General features: G+C 67.1%; 20 protein-coding genes. 3 read left to right on the top strand and 17 right to left on the bottom strand.

Translation table 11 applies throughout. The annotated features are described in order from the left end of the window. Positions 1 to 10 precede the first annotated feature (10 nt). The 13 genes from rnhB to KOE53_RS09425 all read right to left on the bottom strand — a co-directional run bounded on the left by rnhB (position 11) and on the right by KOE53_RS09425 (position 12680). Entirely contained in the window at positions 11 to 673 is a 663-nt protein-coding gene (gene rnhB / locus KOE53_RS09365; protein ID WP_188044452.1) for a ribonuclease HII, read from the bottom strand. Between the two features lie 9 nt (positions 674 to 682). Then, positions 683 to 1432, bottom strand: a complete 750-nt coding sequence (gene lepB / locus KOE53_RS09370) for a signal peptidase I (protein ID WP_188058275.1) — start codon at positions 1430 to 1432, stop codon at positions 683 to 685. A 105-nt stretch (positions 1433 to 1537) separates the two neighbouring features. After that, on the bottom strand, positions 1538 to 1885 hold the full coding sequence (gene rplS, locus KOE53_RS09375) for a 50S ribosomal protein L19 (protein WP_188044454.1): 348 nt from the start codon (positions 1883 to 1885) through the stop codon (positions 1538 to 1540). A gap of 147 nt (positions 1886 to 2032) precedes the next feature. Beyond that, the gene (gene trmD / locus KOE53_RS09380; RefSeq protein WP_188044455.1) at positions 2033 to 2737 is read right to left on the bottom strand and encodes a tRNA (guanosine(37)-N1)-methyltransferase TrmD; all 705 of its coding nucleotides are present in this window, start codon (positions 2735 to 2737) and stop codon (positions 2033 to 2035) included. Beyond that, a complete protein-coding gene (gene rimM, locus KOE53_RS09385) occupies positions 2737 to 3339 on the bottom strand; it encodes a ribosome maturation factor RimM (RefSeq protein WP_255499040.1) in 603 nt (200 codons plus the stop codon). The genes trmD and rimM overlap by 1 nt, the downstream gene beginning before the upstream one ends. 49 nt (positions 3340 to 3388) lie before the next feature. Then, positions 3389 to 3670: an RNA-binding protein gene (locus KOE53_RS09390; protein WP_188058276.1), complete on the bottom strand. Its 282-nt coding sequence runs from the start codon at positions 3668 to 3670 to the stop codon at positions 3389 to 3391. Positions 3671 to 3674: 4 nt separating this feature from the next. After that, positions 3675 to 4100 carry a 30S ribosomal protein S16 gene (gene rpsP / locus KOE53_RS09395; RefSeq protein WP_188058277.1) on the bottom strand — a complete coding sequence of 142 codons (426 nt, stop codon included), beginning with the start codon at positions 4098 to 4100 and terminating at the stop codon, positions 3675 to 3677. Between the two features lie 144 nt (positions 4101 to 4244). After that, entirely contained in the window at positions 4245 to 5753 is a 1509-nt protein-coding gene (locus tag KOE53_RS09400; RefSeq protein WP_251364282.1) for an aminopeptidase P family protein, read from the bottom strand. Between the two features lie 45 nt (positions 5754 to 5798). Then, the gene (locus KOE53_RS09405; protein WP_188058278.1) at positions 5799 to 7094 is read right to left on the bottom strand and encodes an alpha/beta fold hydrolase; all 1296 of its coding nucleotides are present in this window, start codon (positions 7092 to 7094) and stop codon (positions 5799 to 5801) included. Next, positions 7091 to 8056, bottom strand: a complete 966-nt coding sequence (locus tag KOE53_RS09410) for an ABC transporter permease (protein WP_188044460.1) — start codon at positions 8054 to 8056, stop codon at positions 7091 to 7093. The genes KOE53_RS09405 and KOE53_RS09410 overlap by 4 nt, the downstream gene beginning before the upstream one ends. Beyond that, complete coding sequence (locus tag KOE53_RS09415) at positions 8053 to 9018, bottom strand: ABC transporter permease (RefSeq protein ID WP_241095560.1); 966 nt, start codon at positions 9016 to 9018, stop codon at positions 8053 to 8055. Before KOE53_RS09415 ends, KOE53_RS09410 begins: the two co-directional genes overlap by 4 nt. Next, positions 9015 to 10841 (bottom strand): ABC transporter ATP-binding protein, encoded by a 1827-nt coding sequence (locus tag KOE53_RS09420; RefSeq protein ID WP_188058279.1) that lies wholly within the window; start codon positions 10839 to 10841, stop codon positions 9015 to 9017. Before KOE53_RS09420 ends, KOE53_RS09415 begins: the two co-directional genes overlap by 4 nt. A gap of 72 nt (positions 10842 to 10913) precedes the next feature. Continuing rightward, positions 10914 to 12680, bottom strand: coding sequence for an ABC transporter substrate-binding protein (locus tag KOE53_RS09425; protein ID WP_188058280.1), 1767 nt, complete (start codon positions 12678 to 12680; stop codon positions 10914 to 10916). Between the two features lie 174 nt (positions 12681 to 12854). On the opposite strand from KOE53_RS09425, the gene KOE53_RS09430 reads away from it, so the two are divergent. After that, positions 12855 to 14009, top strand: coding sequence for a glutamate--cysteine ligase (locus KOE53_RS09430; RefSeq protein ID WP_188044463.1), 1155 nt, complete (start codon positions 12855 to 12857; stop codon positions 14007 to 14009). A gap of 30 nt (positions 14010 to 14039) precedes the next feature. Here KOE53_RS09430 and ffh read toward each other — a convergent pair whose 3' ends face one another. From ffh to ftsY, 3 genes are read right to left on the bottom strand one after another with little or no spacing between them, the layout of a single operon-like run. Next, positions 14040 to 15593, bottom strand: coding sequence for a signal recognition particle protein (ffh, locus tag KOE53_RS09435; RefSeq protein WP_188058281.1), 1554 nt, complete (start codon positions 15591 to 15593; stop codon positions 14040 to 14042). Positions 15594 to 15642: 49 nt separating this feature from the next. Further along, a complete protein-coding gene (locus KOE53_RS09440; RefSeq protein ID WP_188058282.1) occupies positions 15643 to 17421 on the bottom strand; it encodes an alkaline phosphatase family protein in 1779 nt (592 codons plus the stop codon). After that, a complete protein-coding gene (gene ftsY, locus KOE53_RS09445) occupies positions 17418 to 18305 on the bottom strand; it encodes a signal recognition particle-docking protein FtsY (protein WP_188058283.1) in 888 nt (295 codons plus the stop codon). The genes KOE53_RS09440 and ftsY overlap by 4 nt, the downstream gene beginning before the upstream one ends. Before the next feature lie 97 nt (positions 18306 to 18402). Here ftsY and KOE53_RS09450 point away from each other — a divergent pair, with 97 nt between their 5' ends. Together KOE53_RS09450 and KOE53_RS09455 are read left to right on the top strand one after the other, a co-directional pair. Continuing rightward, positions 18403 to 18795 carry a DUF4260 family protein gene (locus tag KOE53_RS09450; protein ID WP_188044467.1) on the top strand — a complete coding sequence of 131 codons (393 nt, stop codon included), beginning with the start codon at positions 18403 to 18405 and terminating at the stop codon, positions 18793 to 18795. Further along, positions 18792 to 19325 carry a TetR/AcrR family transcriptional regulator gene (locus tag KOE53_RS09455; RefSeq protein WP_188058284.1) on the top strand — a complete coding sequence of 178 codons (534 nt, stop codon included), beginning with the start codon at positions 18792 to 18794 and terminating at the stop codon, positions 19323 to 19325. The genes KOE53_RS09450 and KOE53_RS09455 overlap by 4 nt, the downstream gene beginning before the upstream one ends. A gap of 16 nt (positions 19326 to 19341) precedes the next feature. Here KOE53_RS09455 and smc read toward each other — a convergent pair whose 3' ends face one another. After that, positions 19342 to 23043 carry a chromosome segregation protein SMC gene (gene smc / locus KOE53_RS09460; protein WP_188058285.1) on the bottom strand — a complete coding sequence of 1234 codons (3702 nt, stop codon included), beginning with the start codon at positions 23041 to 23043 and terminating at the stop codon, positions 19342 to 19344. Between the last annotated feature and the right edge of the window lie 71 nt (positions 23044 to 23114).

Raw genomic sequence — 23114 nt, forward strand, 5'->3', positions numbered from 1 at the left:
GGCCCACGCCCTACTTGATCCAGCTCGCCCGGTGCATCTCGGTAATTCCGTGCTCGGCGATCCCCGCGTAGTGCGCGGCGGCGCCGTAGCCCTTGTTCGACTGCCAGGCATAGTGCGGGTGCGTTTCGTGCGCGTCGCGCATGACCGCGTCGCGCTCGACCTTCGCGCGCACCGAGGCACCCGCGACGCTCGCGCATCGGCGGTCGGCGCCGACCATGGTCTCGATCGTCAACGGCGACTGCAGCACGGGCGTCAGCCAGTCGTGCGAGCCATCCAGCAGGATCAGGGCGCGATTCACGGCGACTCCCTGCTGGTGCAGCTTGAGGAGCGCCCGCCGAGCGGCCTCGCCGAGCATGGCCGTGATGCCACGCTCGTCGATCTCCTCGGCACTGCCGAAGCCGACGGCTCCCGGGCCCCACTCACGGATGAGCGGCGCGAGGGCGTCACGCCGCGGCTCGCTCAGCAGCTTCGAGTCACGAAGCCCCTCGGGAAAACTCTCGGTGCCCGCGAACACGACCTGCACGCCGACGGCAACGGGGCCCGCGATCGCGCCGCGTCCCACTTCGTCGATGCCGATGACCATGGGGGCACCGGCTGCAAAGCGCAGACGTTCAAGTTCGAGGGTCGGGTCCTTGGCAGGATCCTGTTTCAGCGGGCGAAGCGTCGCGGCCATGCGCGCCGCCTACTCGCCGGAGAAGTCGGTGGTGGCGGGATTGCCGGCCCCGACCGCGGCGGGCTGGTCGACCCCCACGAACGTATCGGGGTAGTTCCCAAGCCACGAGAAGCGGCTGAGCGGCCAGTTCAGGAGGAAGGCGCGGCCGACAACTTCTTCCTTGAGCACGAAGCCCTTCCCCGGCTGATCCTGGTTGTAGCGCGAGTCCTTGCTGGCGTAACGGTTGTCGCCCATCACCCAGTACGAGTCCTCGGGCACAGTCACGTCGAATGCGAGATCCGAGACGCGGGTTTCCCCGGGTGGAAGCAGGACGTACGGCTCGACGATCGGCACGCCGTTCACCGTGACTCGTCCGCCCGCGTCACAGCACGCGACGCGGTCGCCGGGCAGGCCGATCACCCGCTTGATCACATACTCGTCCGAGGGCGACGCGGCGAGGCCGAGTTCCTGCAGCACCCACTGCACGCCGGTTGCGGGGACGATGGGCTTGGCATTCAACCATCCGCCCGGATCACGAAAGACGACAACGTCGCCGCGCTGCACCGGCACCACGTCCGGGACGAGCTGGTTTACCAGGATCCGGTCGTTGATCTGCAGCGTGTTCATCATCGAACCGGACGGGATGTAGAAGGCACGCATGAAGAACGTCTTCACGACGAACGAGACCGTGAACGCGATGACCAGGATGATGATCAAATCGCGCAGGAACCCGACAAGCCCTCCGCGGCGGCGCTTTCCAGTGGCGGCTGCCTCAGTCATGCATGCTCCTCATATCCTCGACGCTCGGCGTGACGCACACACCCATATAAAACAGTACGGGTCCCCGGCCGAAAGGCAGCGGGGACCCGTCTGGGAAGGTCTGGATTAGCGGTCGCGCTTTTCCTTGATCTTCGCCTTCTTGCCCTGAAGAGCGCGGAGGTAGTACAGCTTCGCGCGGCGAACGTCACCGCGGGTGACGATCTCGATCTTCTCGATCGCCGGGGTGTGTACGGGGAACATACGCTCCACGCCCACCTGGAAGCTGACCTTGCGAACGGTGAAGGTCTCGCGGACGCCCTCGCCCTGACGAGCGATCACAACACCCTGGAACACCTGGACACGCGAGCGGCTGCCCTCAACGATGTTGACGTGCACCTTGACGGTGTCGCCAGCGCGGAAGGCGGGGATGTCGCTCTTGAGCGACGCGGCATCGACGTGGTCGAGCTTCTGCATGATGTTCTCTCTCTGCACCCGCCGTAAGTCGGGATACGGATTGCTTAAGGAAAAGGATGAATGGTGCCAGCGGTATGTGCGGAACCCTCACGGCAGCGTCGCACCGTGGCACAAGGGTCAATTATGCCACACGCGCGGTCAAATAGTTCACTCGGGGGGAAGCAAGTCGGGTCGCACGCGGCGCGTGCGCTCAATTTGCTGCTCTCGACGCCACTTGGCGACCGCCGCGTGGTTGCCACCCAGGAGCACCGGGGGCACCTCGCGGCCTCGCCAGGAGGCCGGCTTGGTGTAGCTCGGGTACTCGAGCAGACCATCCTCGTGCGACTCTTCGACCAGGCTCTCGGGGTTGCCGACGACACCGGGAAGCAGCCGGCCAATGGCTTCGACCATCGCCAACACCGCGACCTCACCACCGTTCAGCACGTAGTCGCCGAGGCTGACGAGCCGCACGCGGCCGCGCGACTCGAACTCGTCGAAGACCCGCTGGTCGATGCCCTCGAATCGGCCGCAGCCAAAGACGAGGTGCTTCTCCTCCGCGAGCTCGCGGGCCATCTGCTGCGTGAAGACCTCGCCTGCGGGCGACGGGAAGATGATCAGCGGCGCGTCCGGGCCGTGGCCCAGCTGGTCCCCCACGAGCCCATCGAGCATCTCGCCCCATGGCTCGGGCCGCATCACCATGCCGGCGCCACCCCCGGCGGGGGTGTCATCTACGCTGCGGTGCTTGTCGTGGGTGGCGTCGCGAAGGTCGTGCACACCGACCTCAAGGAGCCCCTTGTTCCGGGCCTTCCCCAGCAGGGAAAGCTCAAGAGCCGCGAAGTAGTCGGGGAAGATCGAAACGATATCGATCCGCATCAGACCGCTTCCTCCTCCGATGCCGAAGCGTCGGGGGTCGTTTCCGCGTCCGGCGACTCCACCGAAACTGCGTCGGCGGGTTCTTCCGGAAGCTCCTCGAAGAGGCCGGCAGGCGGCGTCACCGTCACAATGCCCGCCTCGAGGTCGACCGAGGGCACGATGGCCTCGACGAACGGAACAAGGATGAGGCCTGCGGGGGTCTTGATCGACAGGAGGTCCTGGGCGGGCATGTGCTGCACTTCGGCAACCGTTCCCACCTTGACTCCGTCGCGACGCACCTCAAGGCCAACCAACTGGTGGTCGTACCAAGCATTCTCTTCGTGACCGGCATCGACTGCGGCTTCGTCAATCCACAGGATCGCCTTCACGATGCTCTCGGCGGCGTTCCGATCGGGCACCTCGTCGAAGAACCCGACGGGTGAACCATTGAACCAGCGCAGCTCACGAATGGTGACCTTCTGGCCGAACCACTCGGAATCCTGGGGTACCTGGAGCGCAAACGTCGCTCCGGGGAAGAAGCGAAGCTCGGGGTTGTCCGTAAACATCTCGAGCTTCAGGCCACCTTTGAGGCCGTGCGGCTTCGTCATGCGTCCGACGCGCAGACTCCCCGCACCCTGATCGGGGCGGGGAGTCTGCGCGCGGGAACCGGACTCACTCAACGGGAGCCTCGGGTGCTGCAGCGTGAGCGTCATCGGTATCGATGACGTCAACGCGAATGCGGCGACCGACGGCAAGCGCGCCGACCACCGTGCGCAGGGACTGCGCGGTGCGGCCTCCGCGACCGATCACGCGACCGAGGTCCTCGGGGTGCACACGCACCTCCAGCACCTCAGCGCGCTGCGAATCGCGCGACGCGACACGTACCTCTTCCGGGTGATCGACGATCCCCTTGACGAGATGCGCGAGCGCCGGAGCAAGCTCGGGGGCCGACAAGGGCCTAGGCCTCCGAAGCCTCGGCCTCGGTGGCCTCCACTGCGGGAGCCTCCGTGGCCTCCGCGACGGGAGCAGCCTTTGCAGCCTTGGGCTTCAGGACGGGCTTCTTCTTCGCGTCAATCTCGAAGACCGGCTTGGGCTCAACGGGGAGCACCATCGACTCGGTGTTGCCCTCGCCCGTGAACTTGCCCCAGTCGCCCGTGAGCTTCAGGATCGCGGCGACCTGCTCGGTCGGCTGAGCGCCGACACTGAGCCAGTACTGCGCACGGTCCGACTTGACCTCGATGAACGAGGGCTGCTCGGTCGGGTGGTACTTGCCGATTTCCTCGATGACGCGGCCGTCGCGCTTGGTGCGCGAGTCAGCAACGACGATGCGGTAGTAGGGGGCGCGGATCTTGCCGAGCCGCTTCAGGCGAATCTTGACTGCCATGATTGCTCCAAAATGTTGGATCGAAAACCGCGGCGGGATATCCCCACGCGAAGCTTGGGAGCGCTTGCGCTCACCTGACTATTCTTCCACGGGAATGCCCTAATTGCAATTTTTGTCAGGACCAGGGCTTTTGCACCCCATTCCCTACTTTCCTGCGGTCGAACGCATCCACGCTTCGATCCCGGCGGCGTCAATCGGCAGCGCATCGGAGATCACATCATGCCCCGATTCGGTCACGATGAGGTCGTCCTCGAGGCGCACGCCGATTCCGCGCAGCTCGGGAGGCACTGTCTCATCCCACGCGTGGAAGTACAGTCCCGGCTCGACGGTGAGCGCCATACCGGTCTGCAGCGTGCCGCCCAGGTACGTCTCGTATCGCGACGAGTCGCAGTCGTGTACGTCGAGGCCCAGGTGGTGGCCGACACCGCAGACGATGTACCGGCGATGGTGCTGGCCGTGCTCCGACAGCGCCTCGTCGACCGAGACGGGCAGCATGCCCCAGTCCGACAGCCCCTCGGCGAGCACCTCCATGCACGCGGCGTGGAAGTCCGCCCACAGCCGGCCCGGCTGCACTGCGGCAAGGCCTGCCCGGTGTGAGCGCTCGACGAGATCGTGCACCTGGCGCTGCGCAGCCGAGAAGGTTCCGCCAGCGGGAATCGTGCGCGTCACGTCGGCGGTGTAGCCGCTACGCAGCTCCACCCCCATGTCAAGAAGCAAGAGTTCGTCGGGGCGCACCTCTCCGTCGGCGCGCACCCAGTGCAGGATCGGGGCGTGCGCCCCAGCGCCGACAATCGTGGTGTAGCCCGGGGCCTGGCCGACGGTGCGCGCGTGACGGTCAAACGTCCCCTGGAGCCACCGCTCGCCCCCGCGCTCGATCGCCTGCGGAATCTCGCGACGCACGGCGGCAAAGCCGTCGATAGTGTCGAGATTCGCCTGGCGCAGCTGCGCGATCTCCCACGCATCTTTGATCTGCCGCAGCTCCGAAAGCACCCGCGCCAGCAGCGGGGAACGCACCTTGCCCTCGAGCGCGCGCCCTGAGCCGCGCGCTACCACGACCGCCCCTGCGATGAGGACGTCGTCCGGAAGGCGGAGGTCCGGGAGCTCAGCCACGGGCCGCACGTCGAGCCCGAGCGCGGCGGCCACCTCTACCGTCCCGGCGAGGGGCCCGACCCAGAGCTCGCCGTGATTTGCGTCTGCGTGGAACGACGGGTTTCCGGGACGCGCGGGCGGGGTGATGTACAGCGTGGCGTCGTGTCCGCCGGCCACTGGCCGCATGACGAGCACCGCGTCCTCAACACCGTGACCGACGAGCCAGAGGAAGTCGCTATCGGCGCGGAACTCGAAGTAGTTGTCGTTCACGCGCAGCTGAGAACGCCCCGCGGTGACCACGAGCGTCTGCCCCGGCAGCTCGGCGGACAGCCGCGCGCGATGCGCCGCCGCCGCCGCCACCGCTCCCGCTTCGACGGTGAGCTCTCGCGATGCCTCGCCCCAGCCCTCCGACATCCACGAGGTGAATCCGGGGGTCTCGGTGAGCAGCGGCATACGGGGGTCGCGCCTGGTCGAGCGGGAGTTCGGCATGCCCGACTCCCAGTCAACGACACGCACGCGCGCGCCGAGTGCCTCATGGGCGTCTGTGTGACCGTGCTGGGCCATGATGTGTTCCTCTCAACGTGGAGTTGCCGGTTGTGCCGGCGCCGTTCAGTGTCGTTCGTTGGTGGTGCCGCCGAGGCGCGCCTCGAGCGCCGAGAAGAGTCGCTCGGCGACGTCCCCAAGCCGCAGCCCGTCGTGCTCGTGCTCGTTGGTCACCCACGCGTGCAGTCCGCGCACGCGGGCGGCGGTCTCGAGCGAGAGCGGCGCGTCCACGTACATGTCGTCGAAATAGACGGCGGCCTCAACGGGGACCTCGTTTGCCGCGAGCACGTCGAGATTGTATGTCTCGATCGCTTGGTAATGAGTGGCGAGGTGCTGCACGGCGGACTCGAGGCCGCGGAGCGCACCGATCTCGGCGAACATCCACGGGAACACGGTCTCGCCGGTGAACAGCAGCGGCCGTGCTGACTCGGCGAATTCGGGGCGCGCATCGCGTTCGCGTTGGGCTGCCCAGTTGCTCGGCCCCGGCCCGTAGATCGCCTCCTGGAGCGCGATGAACAGCGGGTTGGTTGCAAACCCGGTGTTCGCTTCCACCTCCGCGAGGAACGTGTCGCTCAGCCGCGTCTCGGCTTCGTCGCTGAAGGCCTCGTCGAAGATCCAGTGCACCCGGTCGAAGCCGGGCTTCATGCCAAAGTCGAAGCCGAGCGTCTGCAGGCGGCGAACCGTGAGCCGGTCGCCTCCCGGCAGCCGCACCTCCTCGCGTTCAAGCAGATCGGCCACGCGCGTGATCCGCTCGACGAGGTGCGGGTGCCGCTCGCGGAAGAGTCGGTTCTTCTCGGCGATGCGGGGGAACGTGCGCGCGTACACGACCTCGGGGTCGGGCTCGATGCTCGGCAGTCCCCCGGTGATCGCCGACGCAATGACGGACTCCGGGAAGTGCGAGAGGTACTGCAACGTCAGGAACCCGCCGTAGCTCTGCCCGAGGGTCCACCACTGGCGGCCCGGGAAGTGTTCCTCGCGCAGCGCCTCGAAATCCCGCACGATCGAGTCAGCGCGGTGCAGCGCCAGTAGCTTCGCCCCGGCCTCGGCGTCAAGCGCGTCGAAGTCCCCCGCGCCGAGCGGCGTCGAGCGACCGGTCCCCCGCTGGTCGGGCAGGATCACCCGGAAGCGGCGCACCGCATCGCCGACCCAGCCCTCGCGTTCGAGCGGCCGCGGCGACTTCCCGCCGGGGCCTCCCTGCAAAAACACCAGCAGCGGCAGGTCGGCCTCGCGGTTCGCCGCGTCGACGACCTCGCGTGCGAACACCCGGATCGTTGCTCCAGCGGGCTCGTTCCAGTCCAAGGGGACCTTCACCCAGAGGTCGCGTGCGACCAGTCGCTCACCGATCGGATACCAATTCGTCACTTGCGGGCCGTCCTTACTCTCGAATCGAGCATCGCATACAGCAGGTCAACAATGAGATTCGAGAGCACGACGAACAGTCCGCCGAGCAACACGATCGCGATCACCACGGGTCGATCCTGCATCGCGACGCTCGTCACCGCCAGCGAGCCTACGCCCTGCAGCCCGAACACTTGCTCGATAACGATGACACCGCCGAGCAACATGCCGATGTCGATACCGAGCTGGGTCACGAGGGGTGGCATCGCGCTGCGGAACGCGTGCACATAAACGACACGACGCTCGGTGAGGCCCTTGGCTCGGGCGGTACGGATGTAGTCCTGTCCGAGCACATCGAGCATCTGCCCGCGCGTCAGGCGGGCATAGACCGCCGCGATGACCATGGCCAGCGTCAGCCAGGGCAGCACGAGGTGCCAGATCCACTGCGCCGGGTTCTCCGTGAACGGCACATAGCCGGACGGCGGGAACAGCGTCACGCCCATCTTCGTCGGGAGGAAATACAGCGCGTACAGCGCAATCATGCCGAGCACGAAGGTCGGAAAGCTAATTCCGACGATGGCGAACGTCTGACCGAGGCGATCCCGCACGCTGCCGGGGCGCTTGGCCGAGGCGATCCCGATCGGGATACCGATCGCGAGCCAGAGCACCACCGCGCCGAACACGAGCGACATGGTTACGGGAATGCGCCGCACGAGCAGGTCGCCCACCGGGAGGTTGGATCGGTACGAGAATCCGAGATCGCCCTGGAGAAGGTTGCCGAGGAACATCAGGTACTGCTGCAGCATGGGCTTGTCCAGGCCGAGGCTCACCCTGATCTGCTGCATGAGCTCCTCGGTCGCCTTGTCGCCCGCGATGATGCGCGCGGGGTCAGAAGGCGAGACGTAGAACAGGATGAATACGAAGATGCTGAGCAGGAAGAGCACCAGCGCGCCGAAGGCGACGCGGGAGAGGAAGTAGCGGATCATGCCTTGTTCCCCTTCGAGGAGGTCGGGTCAAGTGCGTCGCGAAGCCCGTCGCCGAGCAGGTTGAACGCGAGGGTCAGCGCCAGGAGCGCGAGTCCGGGGACGAGCACCATCCAGGGCGCGACCATGTACATCGAGCCGTTTGCAGCGTCGGCGAGCATGTTGCCCCAGCTGGGCGTTGGCGGGACGACACCCAGGCCCAGGAACGACAGCGTCGCTTCAAACACGACCGCGGCGGGGATGCCGAGCGTGGTGTACACGATGATCGGCACCACCAGGTTCGGGAGCACGTCGCGCAGCATCATCGACCAGCGCGACTCGCCGAGCGACCGGGCGGCCTCGATGTACTCTCGCTCGCGAATCGCGAGCACCTGGCCGCGAATGACCCGGGCGAGCCCGGCCCAACTGAAGAACACAATCACGACGATCGAGAGCCCGAGACTCGGACCCAGCACCGCGACGAGCGCGATCGCGACCAGCAGGAACGGGACGCTCATCACGAGGTCAACGATCCGGCTCAGCACGGTGTCCACCCAGCCCCCGAAGAAGCCCGCCGTGGCCCCGACGATCACGCCGATCGCCGAGGCGACCAACGAGGCGATAACGCCGACGAGGAGCGATACCTGCGCGCCATACGCGAGCCGCACAAACACGTCGCGCCCGAGCTGATCGGTCCCGAGCAAGAACTCCCCGTTTGGCGCGACCGGGATACCGGCCTCGGAGAGCCCCGTCTCCCGGAATTGTTCGGTCGGGCCGTGCCCCGTCCACTGCGCAATGAGCGGCGCGCCGATGGCGAAGAGGACGATGAGGACGATCACTGCCGCGGAGATCACGCTTGCGGGGTCGCGCACGAGCCGGGCGAAGGTGAGCTGCCACGAGCTCTTGGCCTGGATGTCCGCCGCCTTCTGCGCGGCGTAGCCGGGCGTGACAATCAGCTTGGTGTCTTTCGAGAACACGGTATTCACAGTGCACTCCCTTCGGCGGACAGCAGGACCCGTTCGCGCACAATTTTCAGGATCTCGGGAGGGGCGGCAGACAAGAGCCGCTTGGTGAACGCCTCCTGCGGGTTGCCGGAAACGGTCGCCGCGTCGCCCAGCTCGATGATCTTGCCCCCGTCCATCACGGCAATGCGGTCGCAGACGTGGCGCACCACCGCCAGGTCATGCGAGATGAAGAGATACGTGAGGCCGAGCTCGCGCTGCAGCTCGTCGAGCAGGTTGAGCACCTGCGCCTGAATCGACACATCGAGCGCGGACACCGGCTCGTCGAGGATGACGAGCTCGGGGTTGAGCGCGATCGCGCGGGCGATGCCGATGCGTTGGCGCTGGCCGCCCGAGAACTGGGACGGGAACCGGTTGTAGTGCTCGGGGTTCAACCCGACCAACTCCATCAGCTCCTGCACCCGGGCGAGGCGTTCAGCCCCGCGGGCGACGCGGTGAATCCGGAACGGATCGCCGATGATGGAACCCACGCGACGCTTCGGGTTCAGCGAGCCAAAGGGATCCTGGAAGACGACCTGCACCTTGCGGCGCATCTGGCGCCACTCGGCATCGCTGAGGCCGGCGATGTCCTGTTCGTCGAAGCGAATCGTCCCGGCGCTCGGAGGAATGAGGCCGGCGATGGCGCGGGCGAGCGTCGTCTTGCCGCACCCGCTCTCGCCCACCAGACCCAGTGTTTCGCCGCGGCGCACCTCGAGCGAGATATCGCTGAGTACCGTCTTGTCTTCGCCGCGCCGCTGCGGGAACGTCACCGAGAGGTGTTCCACCTCGACGATGGTGTTGCCCGGGGTGGCCACGATCTCCGCTTCCGAGAACTCCGGGGCGGCCGGCTCGGTCGGAGGGGTCGTGAGCCAGCAGAGCGACTCGGTGCCGTCGCTGTACTTCTGCAGCGGCGGTGCCTCGCCACAGATGTCCATCGCGTTCGGGCAGCGATCGCGGAACACGCAGCCGGCCGGTGGCCTGAGCAGGCTCGGTGGCCGGCCCGCGATCGGGATGAGGGGGGTGCCGGGCGCACGGTTGAAGGACGACGAGCGCAGGAGCCCGGCGGTGTACGGGTGTGCCGGGTTTCCCAGCACGTTCTCGCTGGCCCCGATCTCGAGCTTCCGCCCGCCATACATCACCATCACGCGATCGGCAACGCGGGACAGGATCCCGAGGTCGTGGCTAATCATGACGACAGTGGCGCCCAGGTCTTCGCGCATCTCGCCGAGGAGGTCAAGGATCTGGGCCTGCACGGTCGAGTCGAGTGCGGTGGTCGGCTCGTCGGCGATGATCATGGCCGGGCCGAGGGACAGGCTCATCGCGATCATGACGCGCTGACGCATGCCGCCCGAGAACTGGTGCGGGTACGAGTCGAACCTGGCGGCGGCGTCGGGAATGCGCACCTTCTCCAGCAGTTCGATGGCGCGCGCCTTCGCGGCCTGCTTGGTCACACGCTCGTGGGCGCGAATCTGCTCGACGATCTGCCAGCCGATCGTGTACTGCGGGTGCAGGCTCGAGAGCGGATCCTGGAAGATCATGCTGATGTCACGGCCGCGCTTTTGCCGCAGGGCCTCGCTCGAGAGCGAGAGCAGGTCTTCGCCCTGGAACAGGACCTGACCGGAGCTCTGCGCCGAGGGGATCAACCCCATCACCGACTGCACAAGCACGGACTTGCCCGACCCCGATTCGCCAACGATGCCGAAGAATTCGCCCTCCTGGACCGAGAACGAGACGTCTTGCACGGCGTGTACCGCGCCGTCTTCCGTCGGAATGTCGATGACGAGATGACGCACGTCAAGAATTGCCAATGGGTACTCCCAATTTGTGATGGTGTGGCTGGCGCGGCAACCTTCGCTGCCGCGCCAGCCCGTCGGGGTGAGTTACTGCTTCAGCCAGACGTTTGCCCAGTCTCCGTTCTGAGCGAGTCCATAGATCTCGAAGTTCTGCACGCGGTCCGAGTGGTAGTTCGCCTTCTTCCGGGCCACGATGCTGACGATCGGCGAGTCGGCCATCACGGTCTGATCGACCTGGTGCCAGAGCTTGCCGGCCTCCTCGGGTGTCTCGGCGGCCAGCGCCTGGGCCGCGAGCTCGTTCGCTTCATCGTTGTTGTAGTCGACGTAGTTGTACGACTGCGGGGTGCCGTTGAAGGTGAACTGCGGCTGGAACACGCTGCGCGCGGCCCCGCCCACCCAGTCCGGCGACCAGCCCACGAGCGCCACGTCCCACGCACCGCTCGATGCGTTCTCAGGGTTCGTCATGAAGTTGGCGTAGTAGTCGGTCGGCGGAACCGGGAAGAGCTCGACTGTAATGCCGGCCTCCTCGAGGCTTGCCTGCACGGTCTGCGCGATGTCCGGCTGGGTGCCGACGTTGCGGTACGGCAGCTTCAGCGTCAGATTCTCGACGCCGGCGGCCTTGAGCATGGCCTTCGCCTTCTCCGGATCAGCCTTGCCACCGTTGTCGCCGAATGGAGCGTACTCTTCGTACCCGTTAATGCCGGGGCCAAAGATGCCGTTCGTGACAGTCGCGATGTCCGAGCCACCCATCACCTGAACGACGGCCGGCTTGTCGATGGCGTACTGCAGCGCTTCGCGCACCTCGAGTTTTTGCAGGGCACCGCCATTGTTGCCCGTCTTCGTGTTGATCCAGAGGAACTGATCGATGCCGCCGTTTTCCAGCGTGGTGAACTTCTCGTCGTTTGCGGCCTTGAGCTGCTGGATGTTCGCCGGGCTGGGGCTGAGATCGAAGAGCATGTCGGCGGATCCTGCCTGGAGCTGCTGCATTGCCGCGTCGCCCTCGACACCCATCGTCATCTCGATCGTGTCGACGTACGCCTTGCGGAGGTCGTCGCTCTTCGGGTCCCAAGATTCGTTCCGCACGAACTCCCATTTGACATCGGGGGTGTACGAACCGACCGTGTAGGGGCCGGACGCGATGAAGTTGTCGCGGTACTCGGGGGAATCGGGGAGGTAGTCGAGCACCTCCACCGGTGCGGGGTTTGCCGTGGGGAGGCTCAGCATTGACGTGAAGTCAGATGCCGGCTCGACGAGGCGGAAGATAACAGTCTGCTCATCGGGCGTCTCGATGCCCGAGATGTCATTCTCATCGATGTACGCCTTCATCGCGGCGGCCTCGGGAGCGACTGCGGCGAACCCGTCGCAGTACTCGGTCATGCCCTCGATGAGGTTGATGAAGTATCCGCCGAGCGCGGCCCCGATGTGGGGGTTGCAAATGCGCTCGATGCCGCGGGCGACGTCCTCGGCCACGATCGGGCGGGATCCGTCCGGGGCGTCCCAGGTGGCGCCATCGCGCAGCGTGATCTCGTAGGTCAGCCCGTCATCGGTCGGGACCGGAACCTCGGTCGCGAGGTCTCCCACGAGCTGAGTGCGCGCATCGACGTCGTTCGACGATTCGTAGCTCAGGATCGAGCGCGACAGTGAGCGCACGACGCTGTTCACGGGAACGTAGGCGGTCAGCTGCGGGTCAAGTCGATCGACGTCGCCGTTCGATAGGACCTTGAGCGTGCCGCCAGCTTGGGCGTCGCCGTCGGCCGTGTCACCACCGCCCCCGCCGCCACTCGCACAGCCACTGAGGACCAGCATCGCGGCGGCGCCGAGCGCCGCGGTTGAGAGGAGTGTTTTCCGAGCCATGAGTCACCTTTGAGTCATTGATCCAGTTCGCTCTGCCGTGTTTCCGGGCAGCGGGTGCTCCGCGCACCACCAGTGCCATTGTACATGTCAAAGGGCACTTTGGGAGGAACTTTTCGCCCACGTGCCCTCCCCAGCCGGCACTAGGCTGGCATCGACCGACCGAAAGGTGCCCGCATGGCCGTCGAATTCGCCGCATCGCCCCGCTCGACGCTGGGCATCGAGTGGGAACTCGCCCTCGTCAGCCAGCAGGATCACAGCCTCGCGAGCATCGCACCCGCCCTGTTGAGCGAAATCAACGCGCCCGGCGCCGATGCCCAGATGCCCCACGTCACCCGCGAACTCCTCGAGAACACCATCGAGCTCGTGACCGCGCCGCACCAGCGCGTCGGCGAGGCCGTCGACGAACTGCGCATCATGGCCCAGCGAGTTCAGGACGCTGCCGAGACACACGGAGCGTGCGTCGTCGGTGCCGGAAGCCACCCCTTCGGACGCTGGGTCGACGAACGCGTCACGCCGAGCGAGCGCTACGAGCGGTTCATCGACCGCACCCAGTGGTGGGGTCGCAACATGCTCATTTGGGGCGTACACGTGCACCTGGGGATCGACCGCGTCGAGCGCGTCATCCCCCTGATGCACGCGCTGCTCGCCCGTCTCCCCCACCTGCTGGCACTCTCGACCTCCAGTCCCTTCTGGGGCGGCGAGGCGACCGGGTACGCGTCCAACCGCACGCTCATGTTTCAGCAGCTGCCGACCGCGGGTCTGCCGTGGGACCTCGATGACTGGGGCCATTTCGAAGAGGTCGTCGAGGACCTGACCCGCACGGGCGTCATCGACGACGTGAGCGAGGCGCGCTGGGATGTCCGGCCATCGCCGCGCTGGGGCACACTCGAGTTCCGCGGCTTCGACGGGGTGTCGTCGCTCAACGAGGTCGCCGCTCTGGCCGCGCTCACTCAGTGCCTGGTGGAAGACGGCCAGCGCCGGCTTGACCGGGGCGAATCACTTGTTCGGCTACAGCCCTGGTACGTCCGCGAGAACAAGTGGCGGGCAGCCCGCTACGGGCTCGACGCGCGAGTGATTGTCGATCGGGAGGGCACGCAGGTGCCCCTCCGCGAGGACATCGAGCGATTGATCGCCGAGCTCGCCCCGGTCGCCGAGTCGCTCGGCTGCAGCGCGGAGCTCGCCCAGGTGGGCGCCATCCTGACGTCGGGTTCAAGTGCCGAGCGTCAGCTGAAGACGGCGCAGGGCTTCGCCGACCCGACCGGCGCTGAGGCCCTCGGGGCTGTGGTGCACGGCCTCGCGGACGCTTTCCGCGCCGGGATCGCCCGCTAGCGGGCGGATCCTGCGCGGAGCCGGGCCTGCCTAGCGCCCGCCGCCCAGCATCTGCTGGATCTTGGCGAGGTCCGCCTCGGACGGGGACGTCTGGCCCGCGCCGCCACCCAAGCCGAAGCCGGTGCCCGCGGGAGCTGCGGCTGCGGCAGTGACTTCCTGCGCACGCTTGGCGGGATTGCCCGAACGCTTCGAGCCCTTGCCCTTGGCCTGCTGCTTCTTCTTGCCGCCATGGCCGCCCATGCCGGGAATCGGTCCCATGCCGGGGATCTGCGGCACGCCGCCCTTGGCGACCGTCTTCATCATCTTTGCGGCCTGCTCGAAGCGCGCGACAAGCTGGTTCACATCGGTGACCGTCATGCCCGAGCCCTTTGCGATGCGCAGGCGGCGCGAGCCGTTGAGCAGCTTCGGGTTCTGGCGCTCGGCCTTCGTCATGGACTGAATGATGGCCTCGGTACGCAGGATCTCGCGCTCGTCAAAGCCCTCGATCTGCTCGCGCATCTTGCCCATGCCCGGCAGCATGCCCATCATCTTCTTGATGGATCCGGCCCCCCGCAGTTGCTGCAGCTGGCCCAGGAAGTCCTCGAGCGTGAACTGATCGCTCGCAATCTTCGCGGCGACCTTCTTCGCCTCCTCCTCGTCGAAGGCGCCTTGCGCCTGCTCGATGAGGGTAAGAATGTCGCCGAGATCGAGGATGCGGCTCGCCATGCGGTCCGGGTGGAAGGGCTCGAAGTCGTCGAGTCCCTCACCCGTCGAGGCGAACAGGATCGGGCGGCCCGTGAGGCTCCGGATCGAGAGCGCCGCTCCGCCGCGGGCGTCGCCGTCAAGCTTGGTGAGGACGACACCGGTGAAGTCGACGCCCTCCTGGAAGGCGCGCGCCGTGGCGACCGCGTCCTGGCCGATCATGGCGTCGATGACGAAGAGCACCTCGTCGGGGTCGATCGCCTTGCGGATGTTGCTCGCCTGCTGCATGAGCTCGGCGTCGACGCCGAGGCGGCCGGCCGTATCGACGATCACGAAGTCGTGCAGCTTGGTCTTCGCCTCGGCGACGCCCGCCTTCGCGACCTTCACCGGGTCGCCCACGCCGTTGCCGGGCTCGGGTGCGTAGATCGCGACGCCGGCCTGCTCGGCCACGACGCCGAGCTGAGTGACGGCATTCGGGCGCTGGAGGTCACAAGCGACGAGCAGCGGCGTGTGGCCCTGCCCCTTCAGCCACTTCGCGAGCTTGCCGGCGAGGGTCGTCTTACCCGCGCCCTGGAGGCCGGCGAGCATGATGACAGTGGGGCCGGTCTTGGCGTACTGCAATCGTCGCTGTTCGCCGCCGAGAATCGCGATCAATTCCTCATTGACGATCTGGACGACCTGCTGCGCCGGGTTCAGCGCCTGGTTGACCTCGTCGCCGAGAGCACGTTCGCGCACGCGCCCAGTGAAGTCCTTGACGACCTCGAGGGCAACGTCTGCTTCGAGCAGGGCGCGTCGAATCTCACGAACAGTGCCGTCGATGTCGGACGCCGACAGCTTGCCCTTCGTGCGAAGGTTCTTGAAGGTGTCGGCGAGCCGAGCGGACAGATTTCCGAAAGTAGCCATAGCGGGCCTAGTCTAGCCGCCACGGCCGCACGATCGCTCCCCCCACGCGCTACTTTGCGGCGACCCCGAAGAGTCCGTCGCCGTACTTGGTCAGGATCTTGTAGGCGTCGCCGAACGTCCGCGGCGGGTTTCGCCGTTCCTCCGCCGTGCCGAAGCGCTCGATCAGCAGCCCGATCAGCCCGTTCGCAGGCGGGCTCAACTCGCGGCCGTGGTCGGACTTGCCCGGGTGCTCGGCCATGTCCGGGTTCGGCGGCACGAACGCCGGCGAGGGGTTTGGCCAGTCAGCGATGTGCCTGGGCACCTTGCGGTTAAACGCGCCGCGCAGTGTCCGCGCCCCGGCGTCGCGCGCGGTGAGCGGCTCGAGACCGAAGCGTTCGCTCAGCGTCGCCGAGAGCGAGCCGTGATGCATCTCCTTCGAGAACACGCTGCCGCGCTCGGTGTGCGCCGACACGATGATCGCGGGCACGCGACACCCAAGCCGATCGAAGGTAAAGCCCATCTCGCCGGGCAAGAGCTCTGCGGGCGGCGTCGCCGCGGGCGGAGGTACGTGGTCGTATGTCCCGCCGTGCTCGTCGAACGTGATGAGCAACGCGGTGTTCAGGTAGTTCGAGCCGTGCTCAGAGGTCGAGTTTCGCAGCGCTGAGTAAATCTCGTGGATCAGCGCGTCGCCCGCGCGCACGTCGGACACGGCCCCGTTGAAGACTTCCTGACCCGCGACCTCGCCCTCACGCACCCGTCCGACCGGCGGGTGGAAGTCGTTGTGGTTGTAAATCATGCGGGGTTCCACGAAGGCATAGTCGGGCATCGTGCCGTTGCGCATGTCCTCATGAAACTCGCTCATCGTCGCGAAACGATTCGTCTTCCAGTACTTCTCGAGCACGGGCGCGTGCAGCACTCCGGTAAACGAGACGAGCTGCAGCTCGTCGAAGTAGATGCGCCAGCTGAGGCCCGCCTCCTCCAGCCGGTTGAACACCGTCGGCGCCGGAGCTGCGTTCAACCACTTCTGGTACCCGCCGTTGTGCTTGTTCGTCACAAACCCGTGCGAGGTCGACGCGTGGAAGAAGCTCCGGTTGCAGAAGGTCTGGCTCGGCACCGCGCAGTGCCAGTGGTCGTAGACGCCGAACTCGCGCGCCAACGTCGAGACCACCGGCAGCATCTCGGGGGTGAACGATCCCATAATCTGATCGCGCTCGTGCGTCTCGGGCGCGCGACCCTTGATGCGTTTGAAGTCGGTCTCGTAATCGAGCACGAAGCCCGACATGCTCGCCCGTTCGCCCGGCCCCGGCGCGTTGAACGGCTCGATCATGTCCTCGATCTCGCGCCCAATATTGTGCTCGTTGAGCTCGCCAAACAACTGCGTATTCACGTGCGGGTATTCCTCGCCAGGATCCGGTTCCGGGCGGCCCATGATGTGGTCGGTGGCCCCCGAGTACGGGTGCGCCGGCACGCGGGTGCCGTCTCGCGCAACGTTGGCGTAGTCGCCGAAGGCGAGACCTTCGAACTTGCCACCCGGCGGCGGCGTCTCAGGCGAGTAAAGGTATCCCAGGATGTTGTCGAACGAGCGATTCTCGCCCATGACCACGATGAGATGGTCGAACCCGGGGGTCTTGCGGGGCTTGGGCGCAGAAAATTCTTGCGGAATATAGGGGGCGCCCGCTTCCGGCTTCGCTGCAAGGAACCCGGCGGTGATGCCTGCAGCGCCACCGGCTGCGAGCCCGGCGGCGACGAGACCGCCACCCTTCAGGAAGCTCCGTCGACTCGGCGGGGCTTCCTGAACCTCGGGAGCGACCTCGCTGTCGACCCCGTCGGAGTTCTCCTCGGCACTCATTCCGAGCCGCCCACCAGTTGCTGTGCGAAGACGTGCGGGGTGAAGCCGGTGAGGTCGTTGATTCCCTCGCCCTGCCCGATGAGTTTGATGGGGAGGCCGGTGCGCTGCTGGACCGCAAGCACGAAGCCGCCCTTGGCCGAGCCGTCGAGCTTGGTCAAAACGAGACCCGTCACGCCCGCGTGCTCAATAAATGCCTCCGCCTGCGCGAGCCCGTTCTGGCCGGTGGTTGCGTCGAGCACGAGCAGCACCTCCGAGATGGGCGCGAGCTTCTCGATGACGCGGCGCACCTTGGTGAGCTCGTCCATCAGGCCACCCTTCGTCTGTAGCCGCCCGGCGGTGTCGATGATCGCGATCTCATACCCGCCTTCCTGCGCCCGCTGCACCGTCTGGAACGCCACCGAGGCAGGATCCTGCCCGGCCTGCTGGGGCCGCACGAGATCGACGCCCGCGCGCTCCGTCCAGGTCGCGAGCTGCTCGACCGCCGCCGCGCGGAAGGTGTCGGCGGCCCCGACGATGACCTTGCGATCGAACGTCGTGAGGTACTTGGCGAACTTGCCGATCGTGGTGGTCTTTCCGACGCCATTGACGCCGACCACCAGCACGACGGCGGGGCGCTCGGTGAGCTTGAGGGTCGGGTCGAAGGCCGAGAGGCGTTCTTCGAGGTTCTCGCGCAGCATGCGGCGCAGCTCGCGCGCGTCGGTCACGCGGTGGCGATCGACGTCAGCGCGCAGCTGGTCAATGATCGACTCGGAGATGTCGGGGCCGAAGTCGGCGGTAATGAGCGCCGTCTCGAGATCCTCCCAGGTGTCTTCGGTGATCTCTTCGCTCGCGTTGAAGAGCCGCTTGAACGCGCCGCCCAGGGACCAAGAACTCGACTGTGCCATGCGCCCAGTCTACGAGTCAGCGGGCGCGAGCAGGCTGCAGGGGGTCATCAGCCGGCAAGACTTGCACCTCACCTCTTTGGCTAATAGTGTTAGCCGCATGAACCTCGCTCGATTTCTCTGGCTAATCCCCTCGAGCCTGCTCCTTGCAGCGCTCATCTTCCTGTGCATCCGCGCTGGATGGCCCGCAGCTACTGTCGCGATCGTCTTCGCGATCCTGCCCGACCTCACCCTCATTGGCGCCTTTGCCGGCGGCGGGCGGCTCAAGCCCGAGCGAGTTCGGGCCTACAACCTGGCGCACTCCCCCGGACCGCCTCTCGTCCTGTTCGCAATCTCACTTGTCCTGCTGTTCATCGGCGGTTTCTGGCCGCTGGCCGTTCTGGCATCAGCCTGGCTGTTGCACATCTCAGTCGACCGGGTCGCAGGCTACGGCCTGCGTGAGCCAGACGGCACCATTCGACCGGTCGGTGTACCGCGCGCCGCAGTCCGATGAGCGCACGCCGCGAGGAACTGCTCGACCTCGCCGAGAGCTTGCTCGAGACTGAAGGGCTCGAAGGGTTTGGGATCGGCGCACTTGCCCGAGCAGCGAGCATCAAGCCGCCGAGCCTGTACAAACATTTTTCGAGCGCGCAAGATATCGAGCACGCCCTCATTTCTCGGGGCTTCCTGGAACTATCGGTGCGGTTGCATGGCGCAACTCCAGCAGGATCCGGCAGCCTCGCCAGCCCCACCACACATTTCGACGCGTTTGCCAGCGCCTACCGCTCGTTCGCGCGTGAACGCCCCCAGCGATATCGCCTCATGACCGAGCGGCCGCTCGTTCGCGCCGCCCTGGTGCCAGGCGCCGAGCAGGCAGCGATGTCCGAGCTGCTCGCCTTCTTTGGCGAGACCGAAGATTCGCACGATCGCTCTCGTGCCGCCTGGGCGGCCGCGCACGGCATGGTGAGCCTTGAGCTCTCGGGTCGTTTCCCGCCCGGGGCCGACCTCGATGCCGCATGGCGGGTGATCGGTCGCGCCTTCTGAGCAGGGCAGTGCCGAACTAGATGTTGACAGATTCCCGTTCGGCGTCTGCCGCGCGCACGCCCCCAGTTTCACCTGCGGAGTCCCGCCCGATGCGCTGGCCGACCACCGCGGAGATGCCGTCCTGTCGCATGGAGACGCCGTACAGCGCGTCAGCAATCTCCATCGTGCGCTTCTGGTGCGTGATGATGATGAGCTGCGAATGCTCGCGCAGCGTCGCAAACACCTCGAGCAGCCGGCCGAGGTTTGCGTCGTCGAGCGCCGCTTCAACCTCGTCCATGATGTAAAACGGGCTGGGGCGGGCCTGGAAGATCGCGATGAGCCAGGCGACCGCGGCGAGCGAGCGTTCGCCGCCCGAGAGAAGCGACAGCCGCTCGACCTTCTTGCCCGCCGGCCGTACGGTCATTTCGATGCCGGTCGAGAGCATGTGCTCGGGGTCCGTGAGGGCGATTTCACCCGATCCGCCGGGGAAGAGCACCGGGAAGACCTCTGCGAATGCCGCTTTGGTGTCGGCAAATGCGGCCGCGAAGATGCCCTCCATCTTGTGATCGAGCTCGTCAATGATCTTCATGAGGTCGGCGCGAGTGCGCGCCAGGTCGGTGAGCTGCTCGGAGAGGAACTTGTGCCGCTGCTCGAGCGCCGCGAACTCCTCGAGCGCGAGCGGGTTGATGCGGCCGAGCTCGGCGAGACGACGCTCGGCCTTCACGAGGCGGCGCTCCTGTTCGGCGCGCACGTACGGCACAGACTCGACCACAGCGGTCGCCTGCTCCGGGCTGCTCACAGGATCCGGGAAGCCGTCGTCCTCGCCGCCGCCGGCGGCTTCGCCCGCCGCACGGTCCGCGCCAGCCACGTCGGCGATCGGCGGGGTCACCGGCACGGGCTGATCCGGGCCGTACTCGGCCAGCAGCACGTCCTCCACAAGGCCCAGCTCGTTGCCCGCGCGCTCCAAGAGAGAGGACAGGCCGAGCTTGCGCTCGTAGCTCTTGAGCTCAGCGCCGTGAGCGCGCTCGGTGAGGGCGCGCAGCCGCTCGCGCAGCTCAGCGTCCTCCGAGCGCAGCAGCGTGAGCTCCTGGCTGTGCTTCGCTCGTTCCTGCTCGGCGGCGAGCTGATTCATCCGTGCCTCGTTCAACGAACGGTCGCAGGCGTCGATCAGGTCGGGTAGCGCGGCCGCGACGTGCTCGGCGCGTGCCACCTGACGCGCACGCAGCACGGCACGCCGCGCGGCCTCCTCCGCCGCAAGTCGCTCGGCAGCGAGCTGGGCCGTGAGCGCCTTCGTGCGCTCACCCGCGGCGCGCACTCGTTCGCGCATCGTCTCGAGCTGGAGACGCAGCTCCACCTCCTCGGCACGTCGGCGGTCGAGTTCACTCACCAGCTCGCTCCGCTCACCGACGTCCAGCATGGGGCGCGGCTGCGCCTCGACGGACGCGAAGGCGTGCGCGGCGCGCTCTGCGGCCTCGGCCGACTCGGCCTCAGATCCGGCCACCGCGGTGAGCGCCTGCTGCACGCGCTCGGCCTCGGAGCGAGCCGATTCGGCACGCACGGTCAGCTTGTTGCGCTGCTGGGAGATGGAGGCTGCGCGCGCGTCGGCCTCGCGCAACCGGGCGAACGCCGTCGCCGCGTCAACCTTGGCCCGCGAGGCGGCGTCGCGGGCGAGCTCGAGCTCGGCGGTCGCGTCAGTGATCTCGCGGTCGACGGCCGCGCGGCGCTCTTCTGCCAACGTGCGGTCCGCGTTGAGTTCAATGCGTGAGGGGGCGAGACCAGAGCCTCCGGTCAGCGTGTATTCGGTAAGCACCTCGCCATCGCGGGTGACGATCGTGTACGCGGCGCCCCACGCCGTGCGCAGTACTTGCGCGGCAGTACGCGCGCTGTCAAGGCTGTCGGCAATATATGTGCGGGCGAGTACGCCGAGCACCCCGTCGGGGGCGCGCACGACGTCGAGCGCGTGCACCGCGCCCGGGACACTCGGGGCGTCGTCGGGCTTGATCGCGGCTGCGCCACTGGCAACCGAACTCTGCGCAACTACAATGTCGACCCGTCCGAGGTCGCCCGCCCGGGCGGCCTCGAGGGCGTCGCCCGCGGCGTCGTGTTCGTCGGCCAGCAACGCCTCGGCGAGTGTGCCGAGCGCCGCGCCCACGGCGGCCTCGTAGCCGTCGTCAACTCGCACATGGTCAGCGACTCGGCCGCGAATACCGCGGGTGGCATCGGCGAGCAGCTGTCCGGTGGCATCGCGCTGGTCGAGCGCACTCGCGAGCGCGCTGATCCGGGCGTCGAGGCCGGACCGCTCGCGTTCAAGGGTGTGCAGGCGGTCGCGCAGCTCGTCGCGGGCGACCTCGGCGGCGGCCTGGCGATCCTGCGCCTCTTGGTAGCTCGCGTCGAGCCCGGCCTCGGGCAGCGCGTCGGCGTCGGACTCGGCCTCGAGCGCATCCTCAAACTGCGAAAGCGCCGCCGCGGCCTCGGCCGCGCGGGTCTCGGCCTGGGCTACCGCCTGCTCCCGACGTCGCACCTCCGCGGCGAGCACGTCGTGCTTCTGCGCCGCCGCGGTCGCCTGACCGCGCAGCTTCGAGAGCTCAAGGTCGTGCTTCGAGACGAGGGCCGACTGGGCAGCGATGTGTTCGTCGAGCGCGTCGAGCGCGTTTTTGGCCTGCTGCGTGCGCACGCCGGCGGCAGTCCATCCCGCCTTGGCGGCGGGAACCAATGCGGCGAGCGCCGCAGCTTCCTCGGCCGCCTCGTCCACTGAGGACTGGCTGAGCCGGTGGGTTTGCTCCGGCGCCTCGGCCTGGGTTGCCAGGAAAGTCAGTCGCTGGTTCGCCTGCGAGGCGAGGCCGCGCAGGCGCGAGCGGGAGGCCTCGAGGGCAAGCGTCACCCTGCGGGCGCCGTCGAGCTCGTCGCCTTGCTGATCCTGCTCAATGCGTTGGATGCGCAGCTGCCGCTGCTCGAGCTGCTCCTGCAGCACGATGCGCTCGGAGTGCCGCTCGGAGTCCCCCTTGGAGAGGTCGTCGAGCTCTCGACGCAGCAGCGCGATGTCGTCGGCGAGGATGCGGGCCTTCGCGTCCCGCGCCTCGGCCGCGATGCCCTGCGCCGCGCGCGCCACCTCGGCCTGGCGCCCGAGCGGCTTCAGCTGGCGGCGAATCTCGCCCGCGAGGTCCGAGAGCCTGGTGAGGTTTGTCTCCATCGCCTCGAGTTTGCGGAGCGTCTTCTCCTTGCGGCGACGGTGCTTCAAGATGCCCGCGGCCTCCTCGATGAAGCCCCGACGGTCCTCGGGCGTCGCACGCAGCACCGCGTCGAGCTGCCCCTGACCGACAATGACGTGCATCTCTCGGCCGAGGCCAGAATCGCTGAGGAGCTCCTGCACGTCGAGCAGCCGACAGCCCTCGCCGTTGATCGCGTACTCGGAGGAGCCGTTGCGAAACAGCGTGCGGCTGATCGTTACCTCGCTGTACTCGATCGGCAGCGCGCCGTCCGAGTTATCAATCGTGAGTTTTACCTCGGCGCGGCCAAGCGGTCCGCGCGTCGAGGTGCCGGCAAAGATGACGTCTTCCATCTTTCCGCCGCGCAGGGTCTTCGCCCCCTGCTCGCCCATCACCCAGGCGAGGGCGTCAACGACGTTGGACTTTCCTGAACCGTTCGGGCCGACGACGGCGGTGACCCCGGGCTCGAAGCGGAAGGTGGTGGCCTGGGCAAACGACTTGAACCCCTTGAGGGTCAGGCTCTTCAAATGCACCGGGCCCCCTTTCGTCGTCCGCCGGGCTGGGACAACGCTACCCTGCGCCCCGCGGATCGGCGCGATTCCAC

It is taken from the genome of Leucobacter sp. CX87, from assembly GCF_018682295.1.
Taxonomy (GTDB): Bacteria; Actinomycetota; Actinomycetes; order Actinomycetales; family Microbacteriaceae; genus Cx-87.

What these genes read in the sequence shown, in the direction of transcription:
- ffh (WP_188058281.1), bottom strand. Translation starts at nt 15,593, where the DNA reads ATGGCTACTTTCGGAAATCTGTCCGCTCGGCTCGCCGACACCTTCAAG.
- rplS (WP_188044454.1), bottom strand. Translation starts at nt 1,885, where the DNA reads ATGCAGAAGCTCGACCACGTCGATGCCGCGTCGCTCAAGAGCGACATC.
- KOE53_RS09430 (WP_188044463.1), top strand. Translation starts at nt 12,855, where the DNA reads ATGGCCGTCGAATTCGCCGCATCGCCCCGCTCGACGCTGGGCATCGAG.
- rnhB (WP_188044452.1), bottom strand. Translation starts at nt 673, where the DNA reads ATGGCCGCGACGCTTCGCCCGCTGAAACAGGATCCTGCCAAGGACCCG.
- KOE53_RS09410 (WP_188044460.1), bottom strand. Translation starts at nt 8,056, where the DNA reads ATGATCCGCTACTTCCTCTCCCGCGTCGCCTTCGGCGCGCTGGTGCTC.
- ftsY (WP_188058283.1), bottom strand. Translation starts at nt 18,305, where the DNA reads ATGGCACAGTCGAGTTCTTGGTCCCTGGGCGGCGCGTTCAAGCGGCTC.
- KOE53_RS09425 (WP_188058280.1), bottom strand. Translation starts at nt 12,680, where the DNA reads ATGGCTCGGAAAACACTCCTCTCAACCGCGGCGCTCGGCGCCGCCGCG.
- rpsP (WP_188058277.1), bottom strand. Translation starts at nt 4,100, where the DNA reads ATGGCAGTCAAGATTCGCCTGAAGCGGCTCGGCAAGATCCGCGCCCCC.
- KOE53_RS09440 (WP_188058282.1), bottom strand. Translation starts at nt 17,421, where the DNA reads ATGAGTGCCGAGGAGAACTCCGACGGGGTCGACAGCGAGGTCGCTCCC.
- KOE53_RS09400 (WP_251364282.1), bottom strand. Translation starts at nt 5,753, where the DNA reads ATGGCCCAGCACGGTCACACAGACGCCCATGAGGCACTCGGCGCGCGC.
- lepB (WP_188058275.1), bottom strand. Translation starts at nt 1,432, where the DNA reads ATGACTGAGGCAGCCGCCACTGGAAAGCGCCGCCGCGGAGGGCTTGTC.
- KOE53_RS09455 (WP_188058284.1), top strand. Translation starts at nt 18,792, where the DNA reads ATGAGCGCACGCCGCGAGGAACTGCTCGACCTCGCCGAGAGCTTGCTC.
- KOE53_RS09450 (WP_188044467.1), top strand. Translation starts at nt 18,403, where the DNA reads ATGAACCTCGCTCGATTTCTCTGGCTAATCCCCTCGAGCCTGCTCCTT.
- trmD (WP_188044455.1), bottom strand. Translation starts at nt 2,737, where the DNA reads ATGCGGATCGATATCGTTTCGATCTTCCCCGACTACTTCGCGGCTCTT.